The following is a 24979-nucleotide window of genomic DNA, read 5'->3' on the forward strand; positions in this document are numbered from 1 at the left end:
CAACACGCAGCAACAAAAAAGGCCGCGCAGTGCGCGGCCTTTTTCAAATCACACGCAACGGCAAATCGCTACCGCCACTCCACCTTGGTGATCTCATAAGCCTTGGCGCCGCCGGGTGCATTGACCTCGACGGTTGAGCCCTTCTTCTTGCCGATCAGCGCGCGCGCGAGCGGCGAGGTGATAGAGATGCGGCCCTTCTTGGCGTCGGCCTCGACCTCGCCGACGATCTGCCACACCGTCTTCTTCTCGGTGTCCTCGTCGACCAGTGTCACGGTGGCGCCGAACTTGATGGTGTCACCGGACAGCTTCGAGATGTCGATGATGTCGGCGCGCGCGAGCTTGTCCTCGAGCTCGGCGATGCGGCCTTCATTGTGGGACTGCTCTTCCTTCGCGGCGTGGTATTCCGCGTTCTCCGACAAGTCTCCGTGCGAGCGCGCCTCGGCGATATGCTCGATGATCCGCGGACGGTCCTCCGACTGGCGCTTCTTCAGTTCTTCCCCGAGCGCGGCAAAGCCGCCCGCTGTCATCGGTACCTTTTCCATCTCTTCTCTCGTCCTTCGGTCGCGCGCGCCCTGACATGTCAGCGCGCACGCAACTTGATTCGTCAGTTCTGTCCGGGGGCTCAACGCGCGTGCCGCCGAACGTTCATATGGGCTTGGCGCCGGAACAGAACAACCATATGGCCGGACAGTTCCTCCGGCCATAGTGGCTTCATCGCCAATCACTTAGCGGGAGATTGGGCCTCCCGCTCGCGATCAGGTTTCCGAAAAGTAGCTCTGCAGGGTCCGAACCTCAAGGTCCCCGCCCAGATAGGCGCGGATGCCCTGCGCGGCCGCCACGGCCCCGGAAAGAGTGGTGTAATACGGCACTTTATGCAAGAGGGCCGCGCGCCGAAGAGAACGGCTGTCGGCGAGCGCCTGCGGGCCTTCGGTGGTGTTGAAGACGAGCTGGACGTCGCCATTGGTAATGGCGTCGACGATGTGCGGCCTGCCCTCCAGCACCTTGTTCACCTTCTCGGTCGGGATGCCCTGGTCGGTCAGGAAGCGGGCCGTGCCCGACGTCGCCAGCACCTTGAAGCCGAGCGAATGCAGCTCGCGAACGGCCTCGGTGATGCGCGTCTTGTCGCTCTCGCGAACCGAGACGAACACCGTGCCCTTGCGCGGCACTCGTGTGCCGCCGCCGAGCTGGCTCTTGGCGAACGCCACCGCGAAGGAGCGGTCGATGCCCATGACCTCGCCGGTCGAGCGCATCTCGGGGCCGAGCACGGTATCGACGCCGGGGAAGCGGGCGAACGGAAACACCGATTCCTTCACGCCGACATGATCGAAGTTCGCCTTCTTCAGCTTGAAATCGGCAAGCTTCTCGCCGGCCATGATACGCGCCGCGATCTTCGCGACCGGCGTACCGACCACCTTGGCGACAAAGGGCACCGTGCGCGAGGCGCGCGGATTGACTTCGAGCACGTAGATCTCGCCGTCCTTGATGGCGTATTGCACATTCATCAGGCCGACGACGTCGAGGCCGAGCGCCAGCTCGCGGGTCTGCCGCTCCAGCTCCCCGATCATCTTGTCGTCCAGCGAGTGCGGCGGCAGCGAGCAGGCGCTGTCGCCGGAATGGATGCCGGCTTCCTCGATGTGCTCCATGATGCCGACGATGAAGGTGTCCTTGCCGTCGCAGAGGCAGTCGACGTCGATCTCGGTCGCATCGGACAGATAGCGGTCGAACAGCAGCGGGTTCTTGCCGAGCACGGTGTTGATCTGGCCGGTCTTGTCGTTCGGGTAGCGCGCCTTGACGTCCCCCGGCACCAGCTCCGGCAGCGTGCCGAGCAGGTAATCGCTGAGCTGGTTCTCCTCGCGGATGATTTGCATCGCGCGGCCGCCGAGCACGTAGGACGGGCGCACCACCAGCGGCAGACCGAGATCGGTTGCGACCAGGCGCGCTTGCTCGACCGAATAGGCGATGCCGTTCTTGGGCTGCTTCAGCCGCAGCTTGTCGAGCACCCGCTTGAAGCGGTCGCGGTCTTCCGCAAGATCGATGGCATCGGGCGAGGTGCCGAGAATCGGCACTTCAGCGGCTTCCAGCGCGCGCGCGAGCTTGAGCGGGGTCTGGCCGCCGAACTGCACGATCACGCCGTGCAGCGTGCCGTTCGTGCGTTCCTTCGCGATGATCTCCAGCACGTCCTCGGCGGTGAGCGGCTCGAAATAGAGCCGGTCGGCCGTGTCGTAGTCGGTCGACACCGTCTCCGGGTTGCAGTTGACCATGATGGATTCGTAGCCGGCGTCGTGCAGCGCGAAGCAGGCGTGACAGCAGCAATAGTCGAATTCGATGCCCTGGCCGATGCGGTTCGGTCCGCCGCCGAGGATGATGACCTTCTTCTTGTCGGACGGCGAGCTCTCGTCCGCAGGCGTGCCCGCGAACGGCGCCTCATAGGTCGAGTACATGTAGGCGGTGGGCGAGGCGAACTCGGCCGCGCAGGTGTCGATGCGCTTGTAGACCGGGCGAACGCCGAGCGCGTGGCGCTTCGCCGTGACCTCGGCCTCCGTCGTCTCCGCGATCACCGCGAGCCGGGCATCGGAGAAGCCCATGGCCTTGAGCGTGCGCATGCCGAAGGCGTTGCCCGGCAGGCCGTTCTTGCGGACCTTCGCTTCCATGTCGACGATGCCGCGCATCTCGCTGAGGAACCACGGATCGATCTTGCAGGAATTGAAGATCTCCTCGTCCGACCAGCCGAGCCGCATCGCCTGGGCGACCTGGAGCAGCCGGTTCGGCGTCGGCGTGCCTAGCGCAGCGCGGATCGCATTCTTGTCGTCGTCGCGACCGAGACCTTCGATCTCGATCTCGTCGAGGCCGGTGAGTCCGGTCTCGAGCCCGCGCAAGGCCTTCTGAAGGCTTTCCTGGAAGGTGCGGCCGATCGCCATGACTTCGCCGACCGACTTCATCGACGTGGTCAGCGTGGTGGAGGCACCGGGGAATTTCTCGAAGGCGAAACGCGGCACCTTGGTGACGACGTAGTCGATCGTCGGCTCGAACGAGGCCGGCGTGGCGCCGCCGGTGATGTCGTTGGCGATTTCGTCGAGCGTGTAGCCGACCGCAAGCTTGGCGGCGACCTTTGCGATCGGAAAGCCGGTGGCTTTCGAAGCCAGGGCGGAGGAACGCGACACGCGCGGATTCATCTCGATGACGACCATGCGGCCGTCTTCCGGGTTGACGCCGAACTGCACGTTGGAGCCGCCGGTCTCGACCCCGATCTCGCGCAGCACCGCAAGCGAGGCGTCGCGCATGATCTGGTATTCCTTGTCGGTCAGCGTCAGCGCCGGCGCCACCGTGATGGAATCGCCGGTGTGCACGCCCATCGGATCGAGATTCTCGATCGAGCAGACGATGATGCAATTGTCTTTCTTGTCGCGCACCACCTCCATCTCGTACTCTTTCCAGCCGAGCACGGATTCTTCGATCAGCACTTCGTTGGTAGGAGACGCATCCAGGCCGCGCTCGATGATGTCGAGGAACTCTTCCTTGTTATAGGCAATGCCGCCGCCGGTGCCGCCCATGGTGAAGGAGGGGCGGATGATCGCGGGCAGGCCGATCTCGGACAACGCCATCAGCGCCTGGCCGAGCGCATATTCCTGGTAGCGCTTGCGACGGTCGCTCTCGCCGAGCGTCCACTGCCGCTCGAGCTCTGCGAGCGCCGCGCCCGAGGCCTTCGCGCGATCGGCCTGGTACTTGTCGCGGAAGGACTTCTTCAGGGCGGAGGCGTTGGCGAGCCGCGACTTCGGTGTCTCGAGCCCGATCTTGGTCATGGCCTCGCGGAACAGCTGGCGGTCTTCGGCCTTGTCGATCGCGTCTGCGGTGGCGCCGATCATCTCGACGTCGAACTTTTCCAGCGTGCCTTGCTGGCGCAGCGACAGCGCGCAGTTCAGCGCGGTCTGTCCGCCCATGGTCGGCAGCAGCGCGAAGCCGCCGGGAATGACGTGACGTTCCTTCTCGATGATTTTCGCGACGATCTCGGGCGTGATCGGCTCGATATAGGTCGCATCGGCCAATTCCGGGTCGGTCATGATGGTGGCCGGATTGGAATTGACGAGGACGATGCGATAGCCCTCTTCCTTCAGCGTCTTCACCGCCTGGGTGCCCGAATAGTCGAACTCGCAGGCTTGGCCGATCACGATGGGACCGGCGCCGATGATCAGGATGGTGGTGATGTCTGTACGTTTGGGCATCAACTCTCGCCGAAGTGGAATTTGGGCACAAAAAAAGGGCGCGCCTGCTGCGCGTCCCTTTGGCCGAGAGCGCGGTGGTCCCCCCTCGCGCGCGGGGTGGGTCTTAGACCAGTTTTCGGGGCGGCGAAACCCCGAAAAACGCCCATCAACCGGCAATTTTGACCGGTTTTGGCCGGGCCTGCCAGCCCCGGGCGAGATGGACCAGAAGAGCCGCCGAAACGCTCAATCCGCCGACCCAGCCGAGATCGGCCGGGCTCCACGCCGCAAGCACGGCGCCGCCCAAGGCACCGCCGATCGCAAAGCCGAGATACATGGCCGAGGCGTTGAGCGAGAGCGCGATCATCGAGGCCTGCGGCTCGATCCGGATGATGCTGGCGACCTGGGCCGGGTAGAACGCCCATCCCGAGATGCCCCAGAGGAAGATCGCGCCCAGCACCGCATAATGGGCCTGTCCCGGCATCAGCTTCAGGACCAGCGAATGCAGGATCAGCGCGCTGGCCATGCCGGCAAGCCCGAGACCTGCTGTGGCGAGCGTGCCGAGCCGGTCGGCCAGGACGCCGCCGAGCATGTTCCCGATCGCGGCGGCGCCGCCGAACACCAGCAGCGCGAGGCTGATCTGCGACGCATCAAATCCAAGACCGCGCAGCGGGACCGCGAAATAGGTGAACACTGTGAAGCCGCCGAGCGCCCATAAGATCGTGATCAGAAGCGCCGTCAGGACATTGCGGTGACGCGCCACCGCCAGCCGATCGCTGAGCGAGGCCGTGTTGCGGGGCAGGCCGCGGGGCAGGCCGAGCAGGAGGCCGGCGAGCGCAACGGCACCGATCAGGGCGACCATGGCAAAGGTCGCGCGCCAGCCGAGCATGCTGCCGACGAGATTGCCGAGGGGAACGCCGATGACGGTCGCAACCGTGAGGCCCGAGGTGACGAGTGCCACCGCGCGGCCGCGTCGCTCCGGCGCGGCGACGGCCACGGATACGGCCAGCGCGGTCGGCATGCACAGCCCGGAGCCCAGCGCCATCAGCATGCGCGAGGCCAGCAGCAGGGCGTAGTTGGACGCCACCATCGCCGCGAGGTTTCCGGCGATGAAGGTCGATAGCGCCAGGGCCAGCACGGTGCGGCGGTCGATATTGTTCAGCGTCACCGCCAGGATCGGGGAGCCGACCGCATAGGTGAGAGCATAGGCCGTGACCAACTGGCCGGCGGCGGGGACTGAAATCGCCAGGTCGGTGGCGATCGACGGCAAAAGCCCTGCAATGACAAAGCCTTCCGTGCCGATCGCAAAGGCCGCCAAGGCCAACCAGAATACGCTCATCCGAGAAATCCCGATGTTCAACGTTTATTGAACTATCGATGGGACGGGGTCAGGAGTCAATTGGTTCAAGAACTATTGAACATCGAGGCGATTTCGCTATGATCCTCAGACCATGAGCCGCACGCCTTCCCACCCCACCCGCGAGCAGATCGAACTGCCGATGGTTCTGGATTGCCTGAGCGACCCGATCAGGTTGGCGATTGTGTATCAGCTCGCGCAGCAGGAACGTGTCAGCGGCGAGCTGTGCTGCGGCGATTTCAACGGGCTCAGCGGCAAGTCGAATCTCGCCTATCATTTCGCCAAGCTACGCGAATGCGGCCTGATGCAGACCCGCGTCGCCGGCACCAACCGCTTCGTACGGCTGCGCCGCGAGGATCTGGACGCACGTTTTCCGGGCCTGCTCGATGCCGTCATCGCCTCCGCGGCAAAGGATGCCGACCGGCTGCGACTCTTGCCTGAATGTGAAGTGGTCGAGGCGGAGTGAGGATTGGTCGGCCAGTCCGTCTACGCATGCGCTTCGCTCCAGCTACGCCGGACACGCTTCGCCCTTCGGGCTTCGCGTGGCGGCGCCACGCGTAGCCCCCGCAGGGGCGAAGCGTGGAGACCCGGCCTGGATTTGAACCAGGATAAAGAGCGATGCATCGCCCTCGCGTAGACACTTCCGCCACCGGGCCGCGGCGATCATTGCCGATCAGGGTGCGACAAGCCACCTCAGGCAGACGTTATGCTTAACGAACCCAGGAAACTCACCGAACCCAAGAAACTTACCGAACCAACGGCGGCCGCGCGACGAACGTCATGCGCCAGCGATTGTGGCCGATATTGCGGTGAGCGCGCTGGACCGCGAAGCCGGCTATCTTGAGCTTGGCGGTGATCTCCTCCTCACTGTAGCGCTGCAGCCCGATGCGCGTGCGCAGATGACGGTAATCCGACAGTGCGGTGCTGATCAGCCCGATCAGCGCATCTTTCAAAAAGCCGTGACGCAGACCGAAGCTGAGCAGCGCCGTGACGTCCCTGAACATGCCGACATTGGGCTGGAGGATGTCGCCGAGCACGAGCTTGCCGGAGGGCTTTAGGATACGCCGGAAGTTGAGGAGCGCGGCATCGAGCTCGTCCGGCGTCATGTATTGCGCGACCGAGTTCATCACGGCGAGATCGATCGACTGCTCCTGCATGTTGTGGACGTCGTCGAGCGAGCGGACGCGGATTTTCGTGTTCGGGGCAAAGCGCGCGATCAACCGGCCGCGCACGCCGGGCGCGGGCTCGGCGAGGATCAGCTTTCCACAGGCCGCAGCGACCTCGCTCGCCGACAGCGCCTCGCCGCAGGCATAGTCGAGCACGGTCGCCTCGGGCGAAGAGATGTAGCCGATAATGTCCCGCGCGATGATCTGGAAGTGCAAGTCGCGATGCAGCTTGCTGACATAGATCGTGTGCGTCGAGTCGTAATAGTCGATCCAATCGTCCATGGTCGTCGAGGGTCCCGGCCAAACGGTTCCGATGCAGGAACCGGCGCTGCCCGCCTGCGTTAGGGGTGCGGCGGCGCGCCGTCAATGTCCGCGTCCTAACAGGAAGGTTTCCCGTGAGCAAAGCCCCACAAAAGGTCTCGCCCGACCTCGACACACCCACCGATCTGTCGTCCCAGGCGGTCAACAAGGTTTCGGAGGCGCTTAACGTGCTTCTGGCCGATGCGTTCGCGCTGTATCTGAAGACCAAGAATTTCCACTGGCATATCAGCGGCCGGCATTTCCGCGACTATCATTTGCTGCTCGACGAACAGTCCGACCAGATTTTCGCCACCACCGACCAACTCGCCGAGCGCGTCCGCAAGATCGGCGGTACCACGCTGAAATCGATCGGGCAGATCGCCAAGCTCCAGACCATCAAGGACAACAACGAAGACTATGTCCCGCCGCGCGAGATGCTGCGCGAGCTGATGCAGGACAACAAGCATGTCGCCGCGGCAATGCGCAAGGCACACGAGGTCTGCGACGACGCCGGTGACGTCGCCAGCGCCAGCATCCTCGAAAACTTCATCGACGAGACCGAGCGCCGCACCTGGTTCCTGTTCGAAGCCACGAGACAGGAAGGTGCGAACGAGGCGTAGGATAGGTCGTAGGGTGGATTAGCCGCAGGCGTAATCCACCACCTCTGCCTCCGCGGAAACAGAAGAGGTGGGTTACGCTTCGCTAACCCACCCTACTGCAACGTCTTTGTAGCTACCGCCACAACCGCATCAGCGCGCCATTCTTGCCCGTCACCGGATCGGCCGGCGGCAGCACGACCTTCGGAATCGTCTTCAGCGCCTTGGCGTGGTTCTCCGGCGTTGCGCGGGTGACCTCCATCTTCGCACCCCGCGGATAGGCGCCGATCACACAGAAATCCGCGCTGGCCTTGATGCGTTGGTGACCTGTGCCGGCGGGCAGGATCGCGACGTCTCCGGCCTTGATCTCCAGCTCCTGGCCGTGGTCGCCGCCGAAGCGGACGCGCGCGCTGCCACGGGCAACGCCGAGCACCTCGTGCACCGTCGCGTGATAATGCAGATAGTCAAAGACGCCATTGCGCCACGTGCCGCCCCAACCGTTCGCTTCGAACAAGCGTTCGATTGTCTCTTCCGGCTGTCTGGAATCAAGCTTCACTGCGGCCTGGTAGACCAGGAAGGGGAGGATATTGTTCGGCACGAGCCCGTCATCCTCAAACACGATGGCGAGCGGCTCGGCATTGTCGCGGACGACGGACATAAGGGGCTCCTGCGTGAGCGTAGCAGGGATCAACGACAGGAATTGAGCGGCGTTCCTCGTTCCGCTGTCATTCCGGGTTCGCGCTGCGCTGCGCCCCAGAACGACAAAAGCCCGGGAGAAGACCCGGGCTCGATGTCGTCATAGCAGTTGCAGGAGAGCGCGCGCCTTACGCGCTCTTGTTCTGCCGCATCAGGTCCGCAAACCGCTGGAACAGATAGTGCGAGTCGCGCGGACCCGGTGAGGCCTCGGGGTGGTACTGCACCGAGAACACCGGCTTGCCGTCGAGCTGGATGCCGCAATTGGAGCCGTCGAACAGCGAGATGTGGGTCTGCGTCGCGCCCGTCGGCAGGGTGCTCTCGTCCACGGCAAAGCCGTGGTTCATCGACGTGATCTCGACCTTGCCGGTGGTCTCGTCCTTGACGGGATGATTGGCGCCGTGATGGCCCTGGTGCATCTTCTTCGTCTTGGCGCCGACGGCGAGGCCGAGCATCTGATGGCCGAGACAAATTCCGAATGTCGGCGTGCCGGACTTGATCACGTCCTGGATCACGGGCACGGCATATTTGCCGGTCGCGGCCGGATCGCCGGGACCGTTCGACAGGAACACGCCATCCGGCTTCATCGCCAGGATATCCTCGGATGACGTCGTTGCCGGCACCACCGTCACCTTGCAGCCGACGCCGGCGAGCAGGCGCAGAATGTTACGCTTGATGCCGTAATCGATGGCAACGACGTTGAACTCAGGCTTGTCCTGACGGCCAAAGCCCTTCTCCCAGAGCCAGGGCGTCTCGTCCCAGGTGAAGCGCTGGCCGGAGGTGACCATCGGCACGAGGTCCATGCCCTCGAGGCCCGGCCATTCGCGCGCTTCTTCCTTGAGGCCGTGCAGGTCGAACTCGCCGTCTTTGGCGTGCGCGATCACGGCGTTGGGCATGCCCTTGTTGCGGATCAGCGCGGTCAGCGCGCGGGTGTCGATGCCGGAGAGGCCGATGATGCCGCGGGCCTTCAGCCACTGGTCGAGATGCTTGGTGGCGCGGTAGTTCGAGGGATCGGTGATCGCGGTGCGCAGGATCACGCCGCGCGCGCCGGGCGTCGCGGCCATGTTCACCGTCTCGATGTCGTCGTCGTTGGTACCGACATTGCCGATATGCGGGAAGGTGAAGGTGATGAGCTGACCGGCATAGGAGGGATCGGTGAGGATCTCCTCATAGCCGGTCATCGCGGTGTTGAAGCAGACCTCACCGACGGCTTGGCCTTCGGCGCCGAGGCCAAAGCCTTCGAGCACCGTGCCGTCGGCAAGCACCAACAGCGCGGTCGGTTTGTGGTCCGGCCAGGCGGGATCGTTATCATGTTGTGTCATGAGCCCGGTTCATAGTCTCCGCGGGCGCCGGCGTCAAAGCGGAGATGCAGCGATTCACATGCGTTTTTGCATATTTGACAGGTCGCCTTGGGCCCCTAAGCTCCGCGGCATAATTTCCGGCAAATTCCGGGGCTTGGGAGGCAATAATGGACCAGACGATGCCGATTTTGCTGGTTCCGGGATTAGCCTCCTCGTCCCGGATCTATGCGCCGGTGATCCCGGCGCTCTGGCGGTTCGGCCCGGTGATGGTCGCCAACCATGTTCGCGACGACAGCATGGCGGCAATCGCCCGACGGGTGCTGAGCGAGGCGCCGCCGCGCTTCGCGCTCGCCGGCCATTCCATGGGCGGCTACATCGCCCTCGAGATCATGCGCCAGGCGCCCGAGCGGGTGACGAAGCTGGCGCTGATCAACACCCAGGCGCGGCCCGACACGGAGGAGGCGACCGCGCGCCGCCGCGGCCTGATGGAGCGGGCCAGGCGCGGCGAGCTGCGTGCCGCGCGCGAAGAGGTGTTTCCCGAACTGGTGCATCCCTCGCGCCGCGACGATTCCGGCATTCGCCAGCTCGTACACGAGCAGGGCGAGGACGTCGGCGTCGAAGGCTATCTGCGACAGCAAACCGCGATCATCGCGCGGGTGGATTCGCGGCCGACGCTTGCGACGATCAAATGCCCGACATTGGTGCTGACGGGCGATCAGGACAACACGATTCCCAACGCATTCTCGAAGGAGATGGCGGAGGGCATTGCCGGCGCAAGGCTCGTCGTTCTGGAGAATTGCGGACACCTGCCGCAGCCGGAGCAGCCTGCGGCGACGGTGCGGGCGCTGGTCGAATGGCTGGAAACCCCCGTTGTCTCAGGGCCGCGAACGGCCTAGATCAGGCGTCGGATATTCTAGGGGAGCACGATCATGCTGCGCGACGACATCAACAATGCGGTCAAGGAGGCCATGAAGGCCAAGGAAGAGCGCAAGCTGTCCACGCTACGTATGGTCAACTCGACCATCAAGAACGCCGACATCGAGGCGCGCGGCAGCGGCAAGCCGCCGCTCTCGGACGCGGACCTGCTCGGCGTGTTTCAGAAGATGATCAAGCAGCGCCAGGAGTCGGTCGAGCTCTACGAGAAGGGCGGCCGTGCCGAACTCGCCGCGCAGGAGCGCGACGAGATCGCGGTGATCTCGGCGTATCTGCCGAAGCAGATGTCGGACGACGACGTGAAGAAGGCGATCTCTGACGCGGTCGCCGAGACCGGCGCCGCCGGCATGAAGGACATGGGCAAGGTGATTGCCGTGTTGAAGACGAAGTATGCCGGCCAGATGGATTTCGGCAAGGCGTCCGGTTTGGTGAAGGCTGCTCTGACGGGCTAGGCCGTCATTCCGGGGCGACGCATAGCGTCGAGCTATGATGCGCAATTGCGCATCTGAGAATCCATCGCGCCGCCGACTCTGTTGATCGATGGATTCCGGGCTCGTGCTCCGCACGCCCCGGAATGACAAGAAAAATGGGGAGGCAACCGATGACCGCCATCAAGCCGTTTCGCATCGCCATCAGCGACGATATCCTCACCGACCTCAAGTCGCGCCTCGCTCGCACGCGCTGGCCGGAGGCGGAGCTGGTCGACGACTGGAGCCAGGGTGCGCCGCTGACATGGATCCAGGAGATCTGCACCTATTGGGCCGACGGCTACGACTGGCGCGCGCGTGAGGCCCAGCTCAACCGCTTCGAGCAGTTCACCACCGAGATCGACGGGCTCGACATCCACTTCCTGCATGCGCCCTCGAAGGAGCCGACGGCGCTGCCGCTGATCATCACTCATGGTTGGCCCGGCTCGATCGTCGAATTCCAGAAGGTAATCGCGCCGCTGGTCGATCCTGTCGCGCATGGCGGCAACCCCGCCGATGCCTTCCACGTCGTCTGTCCGTCGCTGCCGGGCTTTGGGTTCTCGGGCAAGCCGAACACCACCGGCTGGGGCGTCGATCGTATCGCCGCGACCTGGGCCAGGCTGATGGACCGGCTCGGCTACGCGCGTTATGGCGCGCAGGGCGGCGACTGGGGCTCGGCGGTGACGACCTCGCTTGGCATGCAGGACGGCGAGCATTGCGCCGGCATCCACATCACGCTCGCCTTCAACGCCGCGCCGAAAGTCGAGGGCGAACCGACACCGGAAGAGAAGCGCGCGCTCGCCGGCCTCAAGCATTACGTCGACCTCGACTCCGGCTATTCGAAGCAGCAATCGACGCGGCCGCAGACACTCGGCTATGGCTTGACGGATTCGCCGAGCGGGCAGGCGGCCTGGATTTTGGAAAAATTCTGGGCCTGGACCGATTGCAACGGTCATCCCGAAAACATCTTCACCAAGGACGAGCTGCTCGACAACGTCATGCTCTACTGGGCGACGGAGACGGCGACCTCGTCTGCGCGGCTCTATTGGGAAAGCTTCGGCAAGCGCCGGACCACGCCGGTCGTCAAGGTGCCGACGGGCGTCGCTGTCTTTCCCAAGGAGATCATCACGCCGGTGCGGCGCTGGATGGAGCCGAACTTCCACAACATCACGCATTGGAGCGAGATGGAGAAGGGCGGGCATTTCGCCGCATTCGAGCAGCCGGAGCTCTATGTCGACGAGGTCAGAAAGTTCTTCCGGACGGTGCGCTGAGACGCATTCTCCGTCTTGCCCGGGCTTGTCCCGGGCATCCACGTCCTTAAACTGAGGCCAAACAAGAACGTGGATGGCCGGAACAAGTCCGGCCATGACGACGCGGCCGGGAAACGACCATGCTCACCCAAGCCAGCACCTACGACGAACTCTACAGCAATTTCCGCTGGGAGATCCCGGCGCGCTTCAACATGGCGGAGGCCTGCTGCGATCGCCACGCCGACGGTACCGGCCGGCTGGCGCTGGTCTATCTCGACGAGAACGGCGCCATCACGCGCACATCCTTCGACGAGGTCGCGGAGATGTCGCGCCGCTTGGCCAATGTGCTGAAGGCGGATGGTCTTGCCCGCGGCGACCGCGTCGCGGTGTTCCTGTCGCAGTCGCTGGAACTGCCGATCGCGCACATGGCCGCGTTCCGATCGGCGATGATCTCCATTCCGCTGTTCGCATTGTTCGGCGAAGACGCGCTGGAATTCCGTCTGTCGAACTCGCAGGCCAAGGCGATCTTCACCGACGCGGGCGGCTGGGAGAAGCTTTCGAAGATTCGCGACCGTCTGCCGGAGCTTAAGAATATCTACATCGTTGGCGAACGAACGCCGGCGGGCACGACATCGTTCTGGGATTCGGTCAAGGCTGCATCGCCCGACTTCACGCTGGTGGAGACGTCTGCGGACGATCCCGCGCTGATCATCTACACTTCGGGCACGACAGGCAATCCGAAGGGCGCGCTGCACGCGCACCGCGTCGTGCTCGGACATCTCCCCAATGTCGAGATGTGCCACAACTTCCTGCCGCGTCCCGGCGATCTGATGTGGACGCCGGCTGACTGGGCCTGGATCGGCGGCCTCATCAACGGCCTGTTCGCGTTCTGGTATCACGGCATTCCCCTGGTCGGTCACCGCGCGCGAAAGTTCGAGCCGCAGGCGGCGATGCAGATGATGGCCGATCTCGGCGTGCGCAATGTCTTCCTGCCGCCGACCGCGCTGAAGCTGATGCGGCAGGCCGGGGTGACGCATCCGGGCGTCAGGCTGCGCAGCATCTTTACCGGCGGCGAGTCCCTTGGTGGCGAGTTGCTCGGCTGGGTGCGCGAGACTTTCGGCATCGACGCGCATGAGGTGTTTGGCCAGACCGAATGCAATCTCGTGATCGGCAGCAACGCGAATCTGTTTCCGATTCGCCCCGGTTCGATGGGCAAGGCGACGCCGGGTTTCGATGTTCGCATCGTCAACGACAGAGGCGAGGAGCAGCCACGTGGCCAGCGCGGCATCATCGGCGTGCGCCAACCCTGTCCTTGCACGATGCTCGAATACTGGCGCAATCCGGACGCGACGGCGAAGAAATATGCCGGCGAGTTCCTGCTCACCGGCGATCTCGGTATCCAGGACGAGGACGGTTACTTCTGGTACATCAGCCGCGAGGACGACGTCATCACCACGGCCGGTTATCGCGTCGGCCCATCCGAGATCGAGCACACGCTGATGAAGCATCCGGCGGTGGCGATGGCGGCGGTGGTCGGCATTCCCGATCCGATCCGCACCGAATCGATCAAGGCCTGGATCGTGCTGCGCCCGGGCTTCGCCGCCGGCGACGCACTCGCACGCGAGATCCAGGAGTTCGTCAAGGTGCAACTCGCCGCCCACGAATACCCGCGCTTCGTGGAGTTCGCGGAGACACTGCCGATGACCGCCACCGGAAAGGTGCTGCGGCGCGAGTTGCGAGCGCTCGGGTAGAGCACATCGTCATCTCACCGCTGCGGCGTCGACAGCGCGGACCGCAGCATCGCGGCGAGGTCTCGCCGCCGGAACGGCTTGGTCAGGATGCGGGCATCGCCAATCCCGTCGGGGGCCTTGACCGGATTTTGGCTGTAGCCGGAGGTGAAGAGCACCTTGAGCCCGGGCCGCAGCTGGATTGCTTGCCTGGCAAGCTCCGGCCCGAACATGCCGCCGGGCATCACGACGTCGGTGAACAGCAGGTCGATGTCCCCGGACTGGTGCAACAGGTCGAGCGCAGCCGGGCCGCTCGCGGCTGTGATGACGCGATAGCCGAGCGTCTTCAGCTCGCTTTCGACATAGGTCCGAACCATGTCGTTGTCCTCGACGACGAGAATGGTCTCGCTTCCTTCGCGCGCGACGATCCCTTCGGCGGGTGAGGCGTCCTCGTTTGGCGGCGTGGCCAGGCGGGGAAAGAACAGCCTGACTGCGCTGCCTTGCCTCGGCGCAGACTGCATCTGCACCAATCCGCCGGACTGCCGCACAAACCCGTAGACCATGCTCAGGCCAAGCCCGGTCCCCTTGCCGACCTCCTTCGTGGTGAAGAACGGCTCGAACGCCCGGCTCGCTACCTCGGCGGTCATGCCGCTGCCGGTGTCGGTCACGGCCACCATGACATAGTCGCCTGGTCGCGGTTCGCCATTGATGTCCAAGTCGGATTCGCCGAGCGAGACGTTGCGCGCCTCGATGGTCAGCCTGCCGCCCAACTGCATGACATCGCGCGCGTTGAGCACGAGATTGAGCAGCGCAGTCGTTAGCTGGCCGGGATCGACGCTGATCAACCACAGGTCCGGTGCGAGCGCGAAGGTGCATTCGATGTGCTCGCCCAAGGGGCGGCGCAACAAGTGCTCCATCTCTTGAATCTTCTCACCGATCTCAATGTCTCGCGGCCTCAGGGGCTGCTTGCGCGCGAAGGCGAGCAGGCTGCGCGTCAGGTCGGAGCCGCGTTCGGCGGCTGTCGCGATGTCGCCGGCGATCCGGTGCAATTCCTTGTTTCCCGTCAGCCTGTCGGCAAGGTGCTCCGAATTGCCGAGAATGACGGTGAGGAGGTTGTTGAAGTCATGCGCCACGCCGCCGGTGAGCTGGCCCATGGCCTCCATCTTCTGGGATTGGCTGAGCCTCTGGTTGAGGTCCGCGATGGCCGCGCGTTGCTGCTCAAGCGACTCGGCGGTGCCATTGAGCAGGGTCATCAATCCGCCCAGCTCGCCGCGCGGATGGGGAGGAGGAATTCGCGCGCTGAGATCGCCGAGCCCGAGTCTCTTCGCCATGTTGGCGAGCCGCCCGACCTGGCGCCCGACGCTCACGGTCGCGAGGATCCATACACCGGCGAGCAGCAGCAGCAAGGCCACCGCGAGGATCGCCATGTCCTCGTAGAGCCGGCGATTCGCCGCCGCGACCAATCCGTCCTTGGAGCGTCCGACCAGGATGTAGAGGCCGGCATCACGGATCGAAGGTGAGTGGGCGACGGCCCAGACTTGCGTGCGGCCGTCGCGATCGGTCACTTCCTGAAATGCTTTTTGATCGGGAGCCGCCGCGAAGCGGAGCAGATCGGATCCCGCAATCGACGCGCCCACGGGCGCGGTCCAGCCGTCTCCCGAGGGGGCGACAAGAACGGTGCCCTTGCCGTCGATGAGCAGGATATCCTTCTCGGCGAGCAGCCGCTTGTGGTGATACTCGGCGAATTTGCGCAGGTTGAACGAGGCGAGCAGCACCAGCTTCAGCGCACCCGCCTCCGATCGCACCGGATATGCGATCTGGAGCACCGATGTTCCGGTCAGCCGGCCGAATACCGGCTCAACCACGACGCTGCGCGAGACCAGGGCCTGCTTGAAATAGGCGCGATCCCTCAGATCGAGGGTGCGGTTGGTCCGCAGCGAGTCGCAGAACAGGCTGCCGTCCGGGTCGATCGTCAGGATTCCCGTGAACTGAGGGTATTCCTCGCGCACGTCCGACAGAAACGCCGAGCATGCCGCCTTGTCGCGCGTGTCGATGTCGCGCGCTCGGGCCAGACCGTAGTGAAGCTGCGCGGTTCCTTGAATCTTCTCACTCAGATCGCTGGCAATGTCGTCGGCCGACGCCGCCAGATTGGCCAGGGCGGCGTTGATCTCACTGCTCCGGTTCTGCACGAAACGCAGCCCGACGAGGCTCGCCGGCACCAGCATGGCCGCGATGACGAGTATCAGTAGCCGGGTACGCAAGCTCATCGGTCGGACGGTCCACTCTGGTCATCGCAGGTGCTCGTTCAAGGACCCAATTTGCGGCACCATCCTCCGCTCAGTCCATAGGCAACGGGCCGAAAAAGTCCTCGGCGGGAAAGATTCAGAGCCGCGTGCAGCACGGATGAGCTCCCCGAACGGAGCGCCGCCGCCGGCGCGACGGCTTTCCTCGGTCTGCGCCGGCGGCGTCGGGATACCGTCGTGCAGCAATCCAACTCGCGCGTGCGCGCTGGCCGCGGGGACGCTAAGATCAAGGTCAATCCGCGCGCGACGGAGATCGCGCCGGCCAACGAGGAGGTAGCTGATGTCCATTTCGGGCAAAGTCGATCCGGTGGTGCGTCCCGTCGCGGCGACCGACATCGCCGAGGCGCTGGTCGAAGGCCTGCGTGATTTCCAGGCGCTGCCGCTTTACGGCCTCTGCTTCGGTGGGCTCTACGCCGCCGGCGGCATCGCCATCATGCTGTGCTTCACTGCGTTCGGCATGGTTTATCTGGTCTACCCGCTGGCCGCCGGTTTCGCGCTGCTCGGGCCATTCGTGGCGATCGGGCTCTATGAAGTCAGCCGCCGCCGCGAACGCGGCGAGCCCGTCTCGCTCGGCGCGATCTGGTCGGCCGTGCGCGCGCGCAGCGAGATCGGCTGGATGGCCTTCGTTACGCTGTTCGTGTTCGTGGTCTGGATGTATCAGGTGCGGCTTCTGATCGCGCTGCTGCTTGGCCTGCATGCCTCGTTCTCGAGCCTACAGGAATTCATGACGGTGGTGCTGACCACGAACGAGGGCTTGCTGTTCCTGGGCATCGGCAACGCGGTTGGCGCGGTGCTGTCGCTGATCCTGTTCTCGCTGACCGTGGTGTCGTTTCCGCTGCTGCTCGACCGCGAGGTCGATTTCGTCACGGCGATGGTGACGAGCGTGCGCGCGGTCGTGGCCAGCCCGCTGCCGATGATTGGCTGGGCCGCGGTGATCGTGATGGTCCTGATCGTCTCGGCGCTGCCGTATTTTCTGGGGTTGGTGGTGACGCTGCCCGTGCTCGGGCACGCGACCTGGCACCTTTATCGGCGGATCGTGGTGCCGGTGGCGTAACAGGGCGCCGGACGCAACGGCAGCGAGCTATTCGCCCGTTGCGAGCCGGCGCTCGCCTGATGAGGTCAGTTCGAGTTCGCCGAGGCGCCTGATCGCATAACCGAGGTTGGTCAGGCGCTCGCCGTGCGCTTGCGGAATTTCGCCTTGCGCCTTGCCCTTGCCGATCTCGGCCAAGGACGCAAATTCATCCGCGCTGAGCGCAACGCTGTTGTCTGTTATCAGGCAACCTCGTCGGTCCATACCTTGAAATTGACTAGCTTATTCGGACCGAAGGTCTGGGTGATCGGGACGTCCGCGGCATCGCGTCCTTGCGCGATCAGAACGCGGCCGATCCGCGGCGTGTTGTTGCGGGGATCGAACATGTGCCAGCTTCCGCCGAGATAAGCCTCGAACCAGCCGGCGAAATCTCCCACGGCCCAGGGCTTCGGCGTGCCGATGTCGCTGAGATAGCCGGTGCAGTAGCGCGCCGGGATGTTCATGCAGCGGCAGAACGCGATGGCAAGATGAGCATAGTCGCGGCACACGCCCTTGCCTTCGTCGTAGACTTCCCGCGCCGTCTTGGTTGCGCGCGCGTGCTCATAGCCGAAAGCGATGTGACGATGAACGAAATCGCAGATGGCCTGCACCCGCGCCCAGCCTGGCGGCGTGTGCTCGAACAGTTTCCATGCGATATCCGACAGGCGATCGGTCTCGCAATAGCGACTGCCGAGCAGATAGACGAGCGTGTCGGTCGGCAGCGCCTCGACGGCGTGCTGAGCCGCGTTCGGGAACACCGGGTCGGGCAGGCCGCTGTCGCTCACGACGCCGTCGCCGGCAAGCCGAAAGGCGCCGGCCGGCGCCACGATGCGGCTGCACCAATTGCCGAAGAGGTCGCGATAGGGAGTGATCGGAACCGAGGGTCTGGTGGTCACCAGGTCGGGCACGATGACATCGGAGGCGCGGGTGAAGTGCGTGCCCAACACCATGATCATAGGCGTGGGCTGCGGGAATTCGTACAGCATCTCAAACCCGACGCGGAGCTTCATACGTTTTTCCCTTGGCTAAGCTCCCAACATGGCTACGAAGCGGCCGATCACAAGGCTTTGACGGCTTATTCGCTCGCGCGCGGCATTTGGCACTTCAAAAGTGCGGCACTGGTGAGAAAACGATAGCTAATTGCGGCGATTGCGCGCACGGTGCGGGAATGTCGAAAGATCTGTCGTTTCTGCGCCTATGCAGCGCCACGACTATTCGCGCGACGTGAAGCGCCTCATTCCCTCGCACCGGCGGAGCCGGCTCATCGCGACGTCGCAACAGCGGTCGTCGCGCATATTGCCCGCTCCAGCGGGTGAGTTGGACGCGGCAGCCTCGTGCCGCAGACGCCTGAAGGTTTCACCGCGATTCGATCATGAGATCGAACGCCAACCGAAAGCACCAGATGCAAGCTCTCTCCCCACGGCACGTCAAGACAGAAGAAGCGCTCCGGCTCGGCGTCGAGTCGGGCTGGTACGCGATCAAGGTCAGCGGGACCTTTGTCTCGGGCCCGCACGGCTCGGAAGCGGATTGCAGTCGCAAGATCGACGAAATCAATCCGCCACCGGTGAAGAAGAAGCGATGACGGGGCGGAATTCGTCCGCTACGGCGTCTTGATACCCATCGCCTTCAACGCTTCCAGCATCTGCACCGGCGGCGCCATCTTGATCTGCGGCGCCTTGCCCGTTTCCAGCAGGCTCTTCAGCCCCGACAGGATTGCTGGCCAGCCGGTGCGGCCGCCGGAGAGGATGTCGTCGCTGAGCGGACGGTCGTGACGTTCGCTCATGGTGAGGCGGACGGCCTCGCCGGCTTGTTCGATCTCATAAGTGACAAGCGTGGTGCCGAGCTTCGCGACGAGGTCGGGCCAGTTGACGTTCCACGTCACCGTCAGCTTGGTCGGCGGATCGTATTCGAACACGTCACCCGAGATGTGTTCCGACCCGTCAGGCGCGCGGACGATGAATTTGCCGCCGAGTCTTGGCTCCATCTCAACCGCAAAGCCGGAAAAGTATTTGCGGCTGAACTCGGCGGAGGTCAGCGCCTCCCACACCTTGTCCGGCGTCGCGGCGATGTAAATCGTGTAGACGGTGAGCGGCTTGAACTGATCGAGGTTCATCTTGCATCGAATCCCTTGTTGAGGGCTGCACGCGGAATGGCCAGCACTTTGCCGCTTTCCAGCAGGCTCTTGAGACCGGACAGGATCGCCGGCCAGCCGTTGGAAACGGCGCCGAGATATTTGCCGCCTTCGACGAAGCCGTCATGCAGCACCGTCAAACGCACGAGCGAGCCGAACGGTTCGATGGTGAACACGACGCGCGAGATCGGCTCACTGCGCAGCTCCTCATATTTCTCATGCTTGAAGCTGTAGGACAACCGCCGCGGCGGATCGGCTTCGAGGATCTCGCCGGAATCGGTGGTCTCGCCATCCAGCAGCAGCGCGAAAGGGGAGCCGATTTTCCAGTCGGATCTGACCTCGGCGCCGAACCAGTATTGCTTGCTGAACTCGCTTGATGTCAGCGCCTCCCACAGCCTCGTTGGCGTGGTCTCGATGTAGGTGACATAGACGAATTGCGGCTTACTCATCACGCTTCTCCAACTGGCGTTTCAACTCGCCGAGTGCGGCGAGCTTGCCTCGCTCGAATTTCCTGATCCAGCGTTCGCCGATCTGATGGATCGGAACCGGATTGAGATAGTGCAGCTTCTCGCGACCGTGCCTGATGGTCGTGACCAGATTGGCGTCTTCCAGAATGGCAAGGTGCTTGGTCACCGCCTGCCGCGTCATCGCGAGGCCTTCACAGAGCTCGTTCAGCGTCTGGCCGTTCCTGGTGTGAAGCCTGTCGAGCAGCGACCGTCGTGACGCATCGGCGAGCGCTTTGAAGACCTCATCCATGGCGGCGATAATAGGCAACCAAATGGTTGCCTGTCAAGATGGTCTCTTTGGCGCCAGCAAATGGCTGTGCTAGCGTCAACGCTCAGCCAACACAGATTGGTTCCGGGAGGACTTTGATGTTCCGTTGGGTCCCGCTTGCGATAGGCCTCGCCGTTTCTGCCTGCAGCATCGCGGCACAGGCACAACAGGAGCAGACCATCGGCGCGCCGCCTGAAGCTTCCAACATGAAGCTGGTCGGTGTGAGCGACCTTCAGGCGCGCAGCGCGTATCAGCCGACCATTCATCACCAGGGCGACCGCTGGATCGCCTATATCGGTCATCACGGCGGCACTGACGATGTGCCCGCGCCCGTCAATCCGATGACGGGGCAGGCCGAGCCGAACGGAACCTCGATCGTCGACGTCACCGATCCCGCGAAGCCAAAGTATCTGCGGCACCTGCCGGGGCAGGAAGGCAAGTATGAATCTGGCGGCGCGCAGATGGTGCGGGTCTGCGACGGCAAATCGCTGCCGAAAGGGGATTCCCATGCGGTCTACATGCTGCGCACTTTCGGTGGTCAGGCGCATGAGATCTGGAACGTCTCCGATCCCGCAAGCCCGGTGCTCATCACGCGCATTGACGGTCTGAAGGACACGCACAAGAGCTGGTGGGAGTGCGACACCGGCATTGCCTTCCTGGTCTCGGGCGCGCCGGACTGGCGCACGCGGCGCATGACGCAGGTCTATGATCTCAGTGATCCCGCCCATCCACAGAAGATCAGGGATTTTGGCCTGCCCGGTCAGGAGCCCGGTTCGACCGGCCCGGTGCCGACCGAATTGCATGGACCGATCTCGACCGGGCCCAACGGCAATCGTGTCTTTTTCGGCTACGGCACCAACAAGGGCGGCATCCTGCAGATCGTCGATCGCGACAAGCTCTTGAACGGGCCGAAGGAGCCGACGCCGGACAATCTGCGTTTTCCGGAGATTTCGCGCCTGCCGATGTCCGCCTTCAACGGCGCACACACCACGTTTCCGATGCTCGACATGCCGGTTGCGGAATTTGCCGAGGACAAGGACGGCAAGACCCGAGACATCGTCATGATCGTCGACGAGGCGATCCTCAACGAATGCGGCGAGGCGCGGCAGATGGTCTGGTTTGCCGACGTCACCACCGAGACGCGGCCGATGATGATCTCGAGCTACACCGTGCCGGAGGCGAGCGGACAGTTCTGCCAGCGCGGCGGCCGCTTTGGTTCGCATTCCGCGAACGAGAGCATGGCGCCGGTCTATTACAAGAAGATGGCTTTCATCGCCTTCTTCAATGCCGGCGTGCGCGCGCTCGACATCCGCGACCCCTATCATCCTAAGGAAGTCGGCTACTTCATTCCGTCGATCACGAGCGCGACCGACAAGCGCTGCATCCCGATCGAGGGCGGCCAACGCTGCAAGGTCGCGATCCAGACCAACAATGTCGAGACCGACGACCGCGGATATGTCTACATCGTCGATCGCGCCAATACCGGCCTGCACATTCTCGAATTGACCGGATCCGCGCGCGCCGTCGCCGGTCTGCCGAAGACCTGACGATGCGGCGTGGGGCAGCGTTAGCAGCAATGGTGATCGCACTCGGTGTGTCCGGGGTCGCGACCTATCAGCTTGCGCCGGCACCCGCCGAAGAGACGGCGCGCTGGCGCGAGATCGCCTGGCCGTTCCCGCGCGACGGCTGGCCGTCCGGGCGCGCGTTCCGTTGCGATGGCGCCTGCGCCGGCACTGAGCTGTACCTGCGCGCAAAACGCGGCTTTTGCAGCTGTGACCGCGGTGTCGCCGATGACGACGAGGTCGATCGTGTTGCGGATATAGATCTGATCAGCCCGCGCTTTGCGGCCGTCGCGCCGGGTGAGGAAGTTGGCATTGGAGCGATGCGCGGCCGTGCCAGGCGCTATGATCTGGATAGGCCCGACCACACTCGTCACGCCGCGCTCGGCATCGCCGTCTCACGGGGCTGCGATCTCTTCGTTGCGGCTGCGCAGGGAAGCGGGGGAACAGGCGTGATGCAGCGCGCGGTGCTCGTGTTCCTGCAGACGCCGGAGATGAAGACGTGGGTGACGGCTGCGCTGGACGGAAACTGAGGGTCATGCATTAATGTCCCAAACCGCTCTCAGCGAGTCCTCCCCATGATGTCTCTGCAAGCCTATCTCGCCTTCCTTGCCGCCTGCATCGCGCTCGCGCTGCTGCCGGGGCCGATCGTCACCCTCGTGATCGCCAACGGGCTGCGTCACGGCACGCGTGCGGCGCTGACCAATGTGGCCGGTGCGCAGGCCGGCCTCGCCATCGTCATCGGCATCGTCGCGGTCGGCCTGACCTCACTCATGGCGACCATGGGCTACTGGTTCGACTGGGTGCGCTTTGCCGGCGCCGCCTATCTGGTCTGGCTCGGCATCAAGCTGATCTGGGCGCCGGTCGAGGGCGTCAAGGTGGACGAGCCGCCGGCGCCGCCGCGCGGCGGATTCTTCCTGCAAGGTTTCCTGGTGCTGCTGTCGAACCCGAAAGTGCTGGTGTTCTTCGGCGCCTTCATCCCGCAGTTTATGGACATGAACCGCGACCACTTCCCGCAGGTCGCGCTGCTGGGAGCTACCTTCATGGTCACTGCGGTGATGACGGACGCGCTCTACGCCATCGCCGCCGGGCGTGCCCGAAAGTTCTTCTCGGCTCGCCGCACCCGCATGATGTCGCGCATCTCCGGCGGCTTCATGATCGGCGGCGGCATCTGGCTGGCGCTGACCAGGGCGAAATAACCGCCATCGGGCTAATCGACCAGCCTCGCCGCCCGCAGCTCCAGCTCGATCTCCGCGAAAATCCGCGCCAGCCGCTCGGCCCATTGTTGCTGGCCGGACTGGTCGGCGATCAGATCCTGGCGGATCTCGATGCCGGTGTTGACGAGGCCGCGGGCTTCGCCATGCACGGGGATGGTGTAGTCGGTGAGGTCGTTCACCGCATAGGGTTCGTTATCGCCGACGACGAGATCGCCCTCGCTGCGCAGATGCTTGAGCAGCAGCTGCGGCAGCACGGTGTCGCGATTGTAGAGCGCGCCGATGTGCCAGGGACGCGCGACGCCGGCGTAAACGGGGGTGAAGCTGTGCAGCGACACCAGCACCGTCGGCCGCTTGTCGTGCACGCGGCGGTCGATCGCGGCATCGATACGGCGGTGATAGGGCTCGAAAATCTCGCGCCTGCGCGCTTTGCGCTCCTGCTCCGAAATTCCCTCGTTGCGCGGGATCGCGGTTGCTTCGGAAATCACGGGGATCGAACTCATGGCGGCCGGCGGCCGGTTGCAGTCGATCACCAGCCGCGAATAGCGCTGGGTGATCAGATGTGCGCCCAGCATCTCTGCCAGCCGGTCGGCAACCCCCGCGATGCCGATGTCCCAGGCGATATGCCGCGTCAGCTCGCCTCCCGCGACGCCCAGATCGCCAAGCGTACGCGGCAGGACCCGTCCGTAGTGGTCCGAGGTGAGCAAAAAAGGCGATGTCCCTTGCGCATTCACCTCGTGCACCGGGGGGACGTCACCCTCGCTGAGGAGTTGATTGGTCGCCTCGATTGTGTCTAAAGCCATCCTGATTGCCTAATGAAACAGCAGTCACCCCAAAGAATCGGGCTGGATTGCTATAGATTGGTCCGCCCGACATCACCATGATTGCCTGACGATGCCGCTGCTGACGATTCATCACAAGACCGAATATCGCTACACCCGCCCTGTGGCGTTCGGCGAACACAGGATCATGCTGCGTCCCAGCGACGGGCATGATCTGCGCGTGCTCGACTCCAGGCTCGAGATCTCGCCCGAGCCGATGTCGCTGCACTGGATCCACGACGTGTTCGGCAATTCGGTCGCGATCGCGAATTTCGACGAGCGCGCGGACACGCTGGTCTTCGACTGGCACGTCACCGTCGAGCACAATCCGGTCGAGGAGTTCGCGCTGACGCCGGACGACTCGGCCTATTTCTATCCGTTCGCCTATGACGACGAGGAATTTCCCGACCTCGTCCACTACATCACGCCGCAATATACCGATCCCGACGGCGAGATCGCGGAATGGGCGCGCGGCTTTCTCGACGAGGACGCGCCGACGCCGACCTTCAAGATTCTGAGCGGCATGACCCACGGCATCCGCGAGCGGTTTAAATACCGCAAGCGCCACGAGTTGGGCACGCAGCATCCGCTCGACACCTTGCAGTCCGGTAGCGGGACCTGCCGCGATTACGCGCTGTTCATGATCGAGGCGCTGCGCCATCTCGGCATCGCCGCACGATTCGTCTCCGGCTACATCTTCCTGCCGGAGGATATCGAGCAGCGCCATGTCGGCGGTGGTTCGACGCATGCCTGGGTGCAGGTCTACCTGCCGAGCGCGGGCTGGATTGAGTTCGATCCGACCAACGGCATCGTCGGCACCCGCGACCTCATCCGCGTCGCGGTCGCACGCGATCCGCGCCAGGCGATCCCGCTGCACGGCGTCTATATCGGCGCTGCGGGCGCGTTCGATGCCATGGACGTGACCATCAGGGTGGTGTCGGACGAGCAACGCAGCGGCGAGGAGCTGGAAGCCGAAGTTTCGTAGACGCTCACCGCCGTGGGGGGGGGGGGGGGGGGGGGGCGGCCCGCGCGGCCGCCGCGCGGGGGGGGGGGGGGGCGGCCGGCCGGGGCGCGGGGGGGGGGGCGGGCGCGCGCGGGCCCCGGGCCGCCGCCCGCGCGGCG

The 24979-nt window shown here is 64.2% G+C and carries 24 protein-coding genes and 1 pseudogene; 12 read left to right on the plus strand and 13 right to left on the minus strand.

From position 1 onward, the window contains the following. Positions 1 to 68 precede the first annotated feature (68 nt). From greA to AC0L3K_RS24030, 3 genes are all read right to left on the minus strand, one after another. Positions 69 to 542 (minus strand): transcription elongation factor GreA, encoded by a 474-nt coding sequence (gene greA, locus AC0L3K_RS24020; protein ID WP_007596674.1) that lies wholly within the window; start codon positions 540 to 542, stop codon positions 69 to 71. A gap of 213 nt (positions 543 to 755) precedes the next feature. Next, positions 756 to 4220 (minus strand): carbamoyl-phosphate synthase large subunit, encoded by a 3465-nt coding sequence (carB, locus tag AC0L3K_RS24025; RefSeq protein WP_473367021.1) that lies wholly within the window; start codon positions 4218 to 4220, stop codon positions 756 to 758. Positions 4221 to 4365: 145 nt separating this feature from the next. Beyond that, positions 4366 to 5535 carry an MFS transporter gene (locus AC0L3K_RS24030; protein WP_007596670.1) on the minus strand — a complete coding sequence of 390 codons (1170 nt, stop codon included), beginning with the start codon at positions 5533 to 5535 and terminating at the stop codon, positions 4366 to 4368. A gap of 112 nt (positions 5536 to 5647) precedes the next feature. Between AC0L3K_RS24030 and AC0L3K_RS24035 the strand changes: the two genes are divergently transcribed. Next, positions 5648 to 6019 carry an ArsR/SmtB family transcription factor gene (locus AC0L3K_RS24035; protein WP_473367022.1) on the plus strand — a complete coding sequence of 124 codons (372 nt, stop codon included), beginning with the start codon at positions 5648 to 5650 and terminating at the stop codon, positions 6017 to 6019. Positions 6020 to 6299: 280 nt separating this feature from the next. Here the strand turns inward: AC0L3K_RS24035 and AC0L3K_RS24040 are convergent, their stop codons facing one another. Beyond that, complete coding sequence (locus tag AC0L3K_RS24040) at positions 6300 to 7001, minus strand: class I SAM-dependent methyltransferase (RefSeq protein WP_473367023.1); 702 nt, start codon at positions 6999 to 7001, stop codon at positions 6300 to 6302. Positions 7002 to 7114: 113 nt separating this feature from the next. Between AC0L3K_RS24040 and AC0L3K_RS24045 the strand changes: the two genes are divergently transcribed. Continuing rightward, a complete protein-coding gene (locus AC0L3K_RS24045) occupies positions 7115 to 7639 on the plus strand; it encodes a Dps family protein (protein WP_007596666.1) in 525 nt (174 codons plus the stop codon). 112 nt (positions 7640 to 7751) lie between these two features. Here the strand turns inward: AC0L3K_RS24045 and AC0L3K_RS24050 are convergent, their stop codons facing one another. Continuing rightward, positions 7752 to 8273 (minus strand): hypothetical protein, encoded by a 522-nt coding sequence (locus tag AC0L3K_RS24050; RefSeq protein WP_473367024.1) that lies wholly within the window; start codon positions 8271 to 8273, stop codon positions 7752 to 7754. A 166-nt stretch (positions 8274 to 8439) separates the two neighbouring features. Further along, entirely contained in the window at positions 8440 to 9630 is a 1191-nt protein-coding gene (carA, locus tag AC0L3K_RS24055; protein ID WP_354202463.1) for a glutamine-hydrolyzing carbamoyl-phosphate synthase small subunit, read from the minus strand. A gap of 134 nt (positions 9631 to 9764) precedes the next feature. On the opposite strand from carA, the pseudogene AC0L3K_RS24060 reads away from it, so the two are divergent. From AC0L3K_RS24060 to AC0L3K_RS24075, 4 genes and pseudogenes are all read left to right on the plus strand, one after another. Continuing rightward, positions 9765 to 10505: pseudogene (locus tag AC0L3K_RS24060) on the plus strand (alpha/beta fold hydrolase); the annotation flags it as partial. 33 nt (positions 10506 to 10538) lie between these two features. Next, positions 10539 to 10994: a GatB/YqeY domain-containing protein gene (locus AC0L3K_RS24065; protein ID WP_007596662.1), complete on the plus strand. Its 456-nt coding sequence runs from the start codon at positions 10539 to 10541 to the stop codon at positions 10992 to 10994. A gap of 149 nt (positions 10995 to 11143) precedes the next feature. Then, positions 11144 to 12280: an epoxide hydrolase family protein gene (locus tag AC0L3K_RS24070; protein ID WP_354202466.1), complete on the plus strand. Its 1137-nt coding sequence runs from the start codon at positions 11144 to 11146 to the stop codon at positions 12278 to 12280. Positions 12281 to 12399: 119 nt separating this feature from the next. After that, positions 12400 to 14010 (plus strand): acyl-CoA synthetase, encoded by a 1611-nt coding sequence (locus AC0L3K_RS24075; protein WP_473367025.1) that lies wholly within the window; start codon positions 12400 to 12402, stop codon positions 14008 to 14010. 14 nt (positions 14011 to 14024) lie between these two features. Here AC0L3K_RS24075 and AC0L3K_RS24080 read toward each other — a convergent pair whose 3' ends face one another. Next, positions 14025 to 16253, minus strand: a complete 2229-nt coding sequence (locus AC0L3K_RS24080) for an ATP-binding protein (RefSeq protein WP_473367026.1) — start codon at positions 16251 to 16253, stop codon at positions 14025 to 14027. Between the two features lie 316 nt (positions 16254 to 16569). On the opposite strand from AC0L3K_RS24080, the gene AC0L3K_RS24085 reads away from it, so the two are divergent. Next, the gene (locus AC0L3K_RS24085; RefSeq protein WP_007596654.1) at positions 16570 to 17343 is read left to right on the plus strand and encodes a DUF2189 domain-containing protein; all 774 of its coding nucleotides are present in this window, start codon (positions 16570 to 16572) and stop codon (positions 17341 to 17343) included. A gap of 27 nt (positions 17344 to 17370) precedes the next feature. Here the strand turns inward: AC0L3K_RS24085 and AC0L3K_RS24090 are convergent, their stop codons facing one another. Both AC0L3K_RS24090 and AC0L3K_RS24095 read right to left on the minus strand, forming a co-directional pair. Further along, positions 17371 to 17517, minus strand: coding sequence for a hypothetical protein (locus AC0L3K_RS24090; protein ID WP_473367027.1), 147 nt, complete (start codon positions 17515 to 17517; stop codon positions 17371 to 17373). A gap of 44 nt (positions 17518 to 17561) precedes the next feature. Next, a complete protein-coding gene (locus AC0L3K_RS24095; RefSeq protein ID WP_007596646.1) occupies positions 17562 to 18368 on the minus strand; it encodes a transglutaminase-like domain-containing protein in 807 nt (268 codons plus the stop codon). A gap of 392 nt (positions 18369 to 18760) precedes the next feature. On the opposite strand from AC0L3K_RS24095, the gene AC0L3K_RS24100 reads away from it, so the two are divergent. Next, on the plus strand, positions 18761 to 18940 hold the full coding sequence (locus tag AC0L3K_RS24100) for a hypothetical protein (protein WP_035995268.1): 180 nt from the start codon (positions 18761 to 18763) through the stop codon (positions 18938 to 18940). An 18-nt stretch (positions 18941 to 18958) separates the two neighbouring features. Here the strand turns inward: AC0L3K_RS24100 and AC0L3K_RS24105 are convergent, their stop codons facing one another. Genes AC0L3K_RS24105 through AC0L3K_RS24115 form a run of 3 tightly spaced genes read right to left on the minus strand, consistent with a single transcriptional unit; the run spans position 18959 to position 20245 of the window. Then, positions 18959 to 19471, minus strand: a complete 513-nt coding sequence (locus AC0L3K_RS24105; RefSeq protein WP_007596644.1) for an SRPBCC family protein — start codon at positions 19469 to 19471, stop codon at positions 18959 to 18961. Continuing rightward, a complete protein-coding gene (locus AC0L3K_RS24110) occupies positions 19468 to 19938 on the minus strand; it encodes an SRPBCC family protein (RefSeq protein WP_007596642.1) in 471 nt (156 codons plus the stop codon). The genes AC0L3K_RS24105 and AC0L3K_RS24110 overlap by 4 nt, the downstream gene beginning before the upstream one ends. After that, complete coding sequence (locus AC0L3K_RS24115) at positions 19931 to 20245, minus strand: ArsR/SmtB family transcription factor (RefSeq protein ID WP_007596640.1); 315 nt, start codon at positions 20243 to 20245, stop codon at positions 19931 to 19933. Before AC0L3K_RS24115 ends, AC0L3K_RS24110 begins: the two co-directional genes overlap by 8 nt. 116 nt (positions 20246 to 20361) lie before the next feature. Here AC0L3K_RS24115 and AC0L3K_RS24120 point away from each other — a divergent pair, with 116 nt between their 5' ends. From AC0L3K_RS24120 to AC0L3K_RS24130, 3 genes are read left to right on the plus strand one after another with little or no spacing between them, the layout of a single operon-like run. Continuing rightward, positions 20362 to 21810, plus strand: a complete 1449-nt coding sequence (locus AC0L3K_RS24120) for an LVIVD repeat-containing protein (RefSeq protein WP_473367028.1) — start codon at positions 20362 to 20364, stop codon at positions 21808 to 21810. A 29-nt stretch (positions 21811 to 21839) separates the two neighbouring features. Continuing rightward, positions 21840 to 22355 (plus strand): hypothetical protein, encoded by a 516-nt coding sequence (locus AC0L3K_RS24125; RefSeq protein ID WP_007596636.1) that lies wholly within the window; start codon positions 21840 to 21842, stop codon positions 22353 to 22355. 45 nt (positions 22356 to 22400) lie between these two features. Then, complete coding sequence (locus AC0L3K_RS24130; protein WP_007596634.1) at positions 22401 to 23021, plus strand: LysE family translocator; 621 nt, start codon at positions 22401 to 22403, stop codon at positions 23019 to 23021. Between the two features lie 11 nt (positions 23022 to 23032). On the opposite strand, the gene AC0L3K_RS24135 is transcribed toward AC0L3K_RS24130, so the two are convergent. Next, on the minus strand, positions 23033 to 23839 hold the full coding sequence (locus AC0L3K_RS24135; RefSeq protein ID WP_473367029.1) for an N-formylglutamate amidohydrolase: 807 nt from the start codon (positions 23837 to 23839) through the stop codon (positions 23033 to 23035). A gap of 91 nt (positions 23840 to 23930) precedes the next feature. On the opposite strand from AC0L3K_RS24135, the gene AC0L3K_RS24140 reads away from it, so the two are divergent. Further along, the gene (locus AC0L3K_RS24140; protein WP_007596629.1) at positions 23931 to 24842 is read left to right on the plus strand and encodes a transglutaminase family protein; all 912 of its coding nucleotides are present in this window, start codon (positions 23931 to 23933) and stop codon (positions 24840 to 24842) included. Positions 24843 to 24979 lie beyond the last annotated feature (137 nt).

This window comes from Bradyrhizobium sp. MI1.10 (genome assembly GCF_055811035.1).